Source organism: Nostoc sp. UIC 10607 (genome assembly GCF_047228265.1).
GTDB classification, from domain to species: Bacteria; Cyanobacteriota; Cyanobacteriia; order Cyanobacteriales; family Nostocaceae; genus Nostoc; species Nostoc foliaceum_A.
The window spans coordinates 1-5,682 of sequence record NZ_JBIQNW010000139.1 but is presented as its reverse complement, the minus strand read 5'-3'; the positions used below and the strand labels follow the sequence as shown (position 1 = coordinate 5,682).

Sequence of the window (5,682 nt, the reverse complement as noted above, 5' to 3'; positions counted from 1 at the left end):
GCGAGGCTGGTTAAAATTACACGACCTTTGTGAAGGCTGGCAGCTTGCAAAAGAGACTTAACGGGAAAAGTCAGGTTAGTGATGGGCAACAATCAATTCGCAAAGCTGTTAGGTTAGCATTACCTAGAATTGCTCACGGTTTATGTCATTACCATTACCTGAAGGAAGCGATTAAACCCATATATGAGGCGGATCGACATGCAAAAAAGGAATTAAAGAAAAAAGTTAGAGGATTACGAGACATTGAACGTAGTGTTACTAATGAAACTCAGGAAATGGCAACTATTATCGAAGATTATTGCTCGGCAGTACGTAGTTCTATAACTAATGATGGTCATCCACCGTTAGAGGCATCAGGATTAAAGTTACAAGAAAATTTGACATTGATAGAGCAAAGCTTAGAACGGATGGAAAAAAAAGTGCTTTAACCCCACCCTTAGTCAACCTAAAACACTTGATAGCTAAGGGTTTATCTGCGACTGCATCTTTATTTTCACCTGTGAGTGTTGCATATCAGTGGGTTGATAAAGCTAGTGATATTCTCAATAATAAAATAGGTCTTAATGCTGCTGGGGTCAAACAAAGTTATCAGCAACTATTAACAGAAATGTCCCAACAAAAGCAGAAAGCTGGTACCCTGAAAACTGCAATCGATAACTTTATAAAAACCACTCATAGCTACTGGTCTGGACTTTTTCATTGTTACGAAATTGAAGATTTTCCCAGAACTAATAATGACTTAGAACACGCTTTTGGTATGCTACGTCATCATCAACGTCGTTGTACTGGTCGTAAGGTTGCCCCCTCATCCCTTGTTATTCGTGGTTCTGTCAAACTTGCCTGTGCAATCGCTACTAAACTTCATTCTTTTACCGCATCTGATTTAGCACAAGTTGATATTCATACTTGGCTCGAATTACGCTCTCAATTGCAAAAACACCACAAAGCAAGAATTGAACAATATCGATTTCGCAGAGACCCCAAGGGTTACTTGGCTAATTTAGAGAGTCGTCTTCTCTAGTAAGTTTTGCCACACTAGGAATTGAGCGCCTTGTAAGTTAAAACTAGAACTTTTATTACTTACCCTTTGTTGATTATTTTCACCCTGAACATTATTAATATCGCCATCAACTGAACCACCAACTGAAAAGCCACCGGGATTGTTAGTCATAAAACCTACCTGTTCAACGTTTGAATAAAAGCTAGGACGTTCTAATGCCGTCATCACCATATTTTCTAATCTGCGGATTTGATTATCTTTTTCTGCTAGCAGTAATTTAATCTCCCGCTCCGGTAAACCTTTTATCTGATTATAAGTGTCAAAATATTCTGCGCTCAGTTCAGACTTATCAGCCATCGCTACTGTTTTTGCACGAAGCAAGAACTTATCTTCGCCTCGCACTTCCATTCCCACAATCCGCAAATCTGCTTCTGGATGATTTTCGGCTAGCTGCTTAAAGGAAATAGCGATCGCTCTGGGGTCAACACCTTGATTATGGTACAGGTCGAGTGTGTCGAAGATTGGTTTAATGAAATCTCCAAACTCGCTATCTGCAAACACTTCTTGATTGTTATCGGGTTTGCGGAAAGGGTCAGGATTATCGTGTGTGGGGAGTCGCATATAAACGTATTCACACCGTACCCCATCAAATTTGGTGTCAGTGGTAATGCCCCAATCTTGAATGTATGCTCCGCTGAGAGTTGCACCTGTAAAGTCTGTGCCGTCAAGTTGTGTCTGTACTAATTTCGCTCTGGATAAATCTGCATCTCGTAAGTTGGCTTGGCTCAAGTCTGCACCAATAAAACTGGCATCTACTAAATTAGCTCCTTGAAAATTGACCCCGCGTAAGTCCTCACGGTCAAAGTTTTTTTCTGGTTTTTGACCTGTCACCAACACGCTTACCACTTGTGCTTTTTGCAGGTAAGTTGTGCCTGGGCGAACACGTTCAAGTTTTTTAGTTTTATTGAAACAGGTACGAGTTAAATTAGCTTTTCTAAAATCTGTACTTTTAAGTATGGCAGATGTGAAGTTAGCATCAGTTAAATTGGCATTGCGAAAGCTGGTACCACCACTCGCTGCAAAAGCAACAGCGATATTCCGAATCAAAGAATATGTTTTATCTCCCTTCATTGCTCTCCAAGCAATGTAAGCACTAAATAAAGCTCCGGCTCCAGCGATGGCAATGGTGATGACTCCAGTGATAGTAGTGGCGATTACTCCGGTGATGGCTGCGGTAATGGCTGCGGTAATGGCTCCGGCAATGGCGATGATGATGGTTCCGGTGATAGCTCCAGTGATAGTGATGGCTCCGGTGATAGCGATAGCTCCAGCAATGGCTCCAGTAATGGCAATAGTGATGGCTCCGGTGACGGCTGCGGCGATGGCTCCGGCTCCAGCGATGTATCCATACATACTGTTGCTAGGGGTGACAGTTCCGGTAATGGTGTTGTTTCCGTAGATGAAAGTTCCGGTTTCGGCTTCGCGTCCGCCTCCAGCGATGGCAATGACGATGGCAATAGCGATGATGATTCCGGTGATGGCTCCGGTAATGGCTGTGGTGATAGCGATGGCAATGGCAATAGCGATGGCAATGGCTGAGTTTAATCCTTGGCGAAGGATAACTATAAAAACAACAATTACTACTATTAAGGCAGTCCAGCCACCAATCTGATTTTCTAGACTTGATGAATTGTCAAATATAAAAGCTATTAACGCTCCAGTAAAGACTGAGAAAAATCCCGATATTCCTGATAGCAACAACGAAATATAGACTAAAAAAATAGTCCAATGCTTTTGCAGTCCAGCAGTAGTATGGCTAAAGTTTGCTCCTATTAAAGTAGCATTAGTAAAATCTGCACCTCGAATATCTGCACCAGTAAAATTTGCGCCCTCAAGGTTTTGACCTTTGAATGAACGACCTCTGAGATTTTGACCGGAGAAGTCTTGGGGCATGGCTAGGCTTATAAAAGCGAGGGGTTATGTTACATACAGCTTCAGTATGAACTTTTACGGACTGTAACACAAGATTTCTGGCCTAGTGCGCTTGTGCTTACTGTGATCGCCTACAAGCAGAATATTAAGTCGGCTTTTGTTGTTCTTGTGCGATCGCCTCCGGCGGGCGCTCGCGCCATCGCAGGTTTGGCTAAATGCAGAGATTAGACGTACACTCAGGTGATTCTGGAACAAAGTTGGCAAAAACAATGAGTCCTTAAAATTCCTTTAAGGTTTCCCGTAAGGTTTTTTAACCTGTTGTCAGTAGTGTAAGAGTTATGGTATTCCAATCTACTTTGCCAACTACGAGCTTGTGTACAGGTATTTTGTCAGGTTTTGCCAGAAATGCTGTCAACTCTGCTCTTAACAAAGGTATTTAACCCTCAAATAAAATCGAAAACTACCATGAACAAACAATCATTGAACTACAAAGCCTCAATTATTCCTCTATTAGGTGCAATAATAGTTACCAACGGATTTTTCTCCAAAGTATCGGCGCAAAATATTTCTGCTCCAGAGACTACTGATTCTGTTGCAGTCACAGTCAAAAACCAAGAGTTTCCACAGTGGGGATATTACATGGTGCGAAGAGATTTTCGCAGATGTGCTTCTCCGGTATGCGGTGGGTATTTTATAAAACAAGTCAACTTGAAAGCTACTCCTTGCTTAGATGGTGTTTTTCGCTCCGAATGCTATGTGTCTGCAATTGATTGGAGTTCCCTGAAAGTCTCGCCTTACGAACTAATAAAAATTCAAAATGATGATGGTAGCCGTGTGATTCTCAGAGGTAACATCGTTCCAATAACATTTTCTGGGTTCGGTGAGTTTGGGAATTTGAGAGTAAAAAAAGCCTTTTATGCCGCGACAAATGCCCCAGCAAAAGGTACTTTTGTGGCCATAAAAGACAATGGCATTCGCTGCATCACAACTCCTTGCTTCTCCACAGATAAGTTAGTTTTGAATAAGCCGAAGATTTCTCCAGTTTCGTCAATCGATTTGAGCCAAACGGGTGCAACGCAAAAGCAACTTGATGCAGCAACTAGCGAAATTTTTGGTAAAGGTTTGATTGCTGTAGGTATAACAGAGGTAATAGAAAACGCAGATCCAACCAAGAAAGATACTAAGTTTGTGGCTACACAATTTTATCTGAGAGTGGAACCGAACTAAAGAAATAAGGTTCTCTTTACTACTGGCTCATCCTAAAACTGTGCGATAAGCGAAGCTTAAGCCTTTGGCTATCGCCTATCTCAAAGAAGCGTTACGCACTTGGAAGGGAGTCAAGCCAACGGAAGCCGTGTTTGTGGCAGCTTGCAAGGAAGGGAGGAAGCCGGAGGCACAACAGGCCAAGTCTACTGTAATCGCTCACTTTGAGTGGGCAAGGCGGCAAAGGATTGTGATTGCGCTGTCTGGCGAAACTGTGTACACGCCCCAAGGTGAACGAGTGGAATTGCAAGAGATGATGCGACGGTATCCGATGTACGCGAGACTCCACCTTTTTCAGCGATTACAAAGCATCCGTGCGATGTATGGATTCAATTAACTCCTCAACTTCTTCTTCATCCAGACATTGTTTCACTTGGGTGCTGAACCACTCAAATTCTTCCGGTTCTGTGTCCGTGACTCGGTAGACCAGTAATGTCCCTGCAACGCGGGCAAGAGTAAGAGGTGATGGAGAAACGTGGCTCAGTAGATCGCACGCATTCTGGTATATTTCCATGACTGATAATTCGGACAAAGGAGATCCCAACTGAGCAGAAAGCTGTTTTAGATTTTCCTGAATAGATGAATGGAAGCCTGGATCTTCGGGATGGGAAAGAGGGTTACTCATAATTGTCGTTCAAATACCATTGGATTGGGACTGGAAGCAATGTGTTGAAGTAAGTTACTCTTTTTGGGTTAACTCGGAGACATCGTTTCTGTCTGGTTGTTCATTTGGCTGCCAGCGTTTCTGCTGTATGCGTTCTAGCAACTCCAAGGGAATATAAACGTTCATTTCAAAACCTTGTTCTGTTGCTTTGCGTCTAAATTTTGTAGCCTCCTAATGACTTTCTAGCATTGTGGCACAAACTTCACGCCACTAAATACTTTGAGATTTAAAAACCGACGGCTTGAAAACTCAGCAACGAGACGATTACGCACATCATACCCAACCCACACGTGGAGGCTGCGCTATTCTACCATGTTTGCCAGTGCCGATTGCAGAGCGTGGCAGTTCCAGGTATTCATCCCGCATTTCTCACAAGCTCCCCTGATCCCTTCGCAAGTGAAGTAATAAGTAATGAGTAATGATTAATGAGTAAAGAATCTTACTTATTACTTATTACTCATTACTTATTTAATTAATGAGATGTGGTGAGAAATCCAGGCCATCACGGCACGTAGAGCGTTTCCATTGGTCTTGCAAAGCTCGAATCAAAATGGCGTTTGGGAAAAAAAGCAATCGAAGGGATTAGTTTATTTACCAGCCTCATCCATCTTTAGCCAGTTAGCAAAGTTCTTTGCAGGAGATAAAATCTTTTAGGAAAAGTAAATTGATATATTGGTAGGTCTTTTAACAAGTGTTACAGATCAGAAAAATTAGTTCTTTGATACAGTTATTTTAATTGATTAAAGGAGAGTTCTCATTATTAGCGCTATATAGTTATGCCAACCGCACTCAAAAATATACAAACTAAAAATCTAATTTCAAT

General features: G+C 42.0%; 6 protein-coding genes. 4 read left to right on the top strand and 2 right to left on the bottom strand.

The features are described from left to right. Nucleotides 1–44: 44 nt before the first annotated feature. On the top strand, nucleotides 45–428 hold the full coding sequence (locus tag ACEYW6_RS35640) for a hypothetical protein (RefSeq protein WP_412983518.1): 384 nt from the start codon (nucleotides 45–47) through the stop codon (nucleotides 426–428). A gap of 71 nt (nucleotides 429–499) precedes the next feature. Further along, entirely contained in the window at nucleotides 500–1,021 is a 522-nt protein-coding gene (locus ACEYW6_RS35635; RefSeq protein WP_412983517.1) for a hypothetical protein, read from the top strand. Here the strand turns inward: ACEYW6_RS35635 and ACEYW6_RS35630 are convergent. After that, entirely contained in the window at nucleotides 1,001–2,953 is a 1,953-nt protein-coding gene (locus ACEYW6_RS35630) for a pentapeptide repeat-containing protein (protein ID WP_412983516.1), read from the bottom strand. The genes ACEYW6_RS35635 and ACEYW6_RS35630 overlap by 21 nt on opposite strands. 444 nt (nucleotides 2,954–3,397) lie before the next feature. On the opposite strand from ACEYW6_RS35630, the gene ACEYW6_RS35625 reads away from it, so the two are divergent. Together ACEYW6_RS35625 and ACEYW6_RS35620 are read left to right on the top strand one after the other, a co-directional pair. Beyond that, the gene (locus ACEYW6_RS35625) at nucleotides 3,398–4,159 is read left to right on the top strand and encodes a DUF6748 domain-containing protein (protein ID WP_412983515.1); all 762 of its coding nucleotides are present in this window, start codon (nucleotides 3,398–3,400) and stop codon (nucleotides 4,157–4,159) included. A 64-nt stretch (nucleotides 4,160–4,223) separates the two neighbouring features. Further along, complete coding sequence (locus tag ACEYW6_RS35620) at nucleotides 4,224–4,532, top strand: hypothetical protein (protein ID WP_190901079.1); 309 nt, start codon at nucleotides 4,224–4,226, stop codon at nucleotides 4,530–4,532. Here the strand turns inward: ACEYW6_RS35620 and ACEYW6_RS35615 are convergent. Next, complete coding sequence (locus ACEYW6_RS35615; RefSeq protein WP_190901075.1) at nucleotides 4,497–4,820, bottom strand: hypothetical protein; 324 nt, start codon at nucleotides 4,818–4,820, stop codon at nucleotides 4,497–4,499. The two genes, ACEYW6_RS35620 and ACEYW6_RS35615, sit on opposite strands and share 36 nt — an antisense overlap. Nucleotides 4,821–5,682 lie beyond the last annotated feature (862 nt).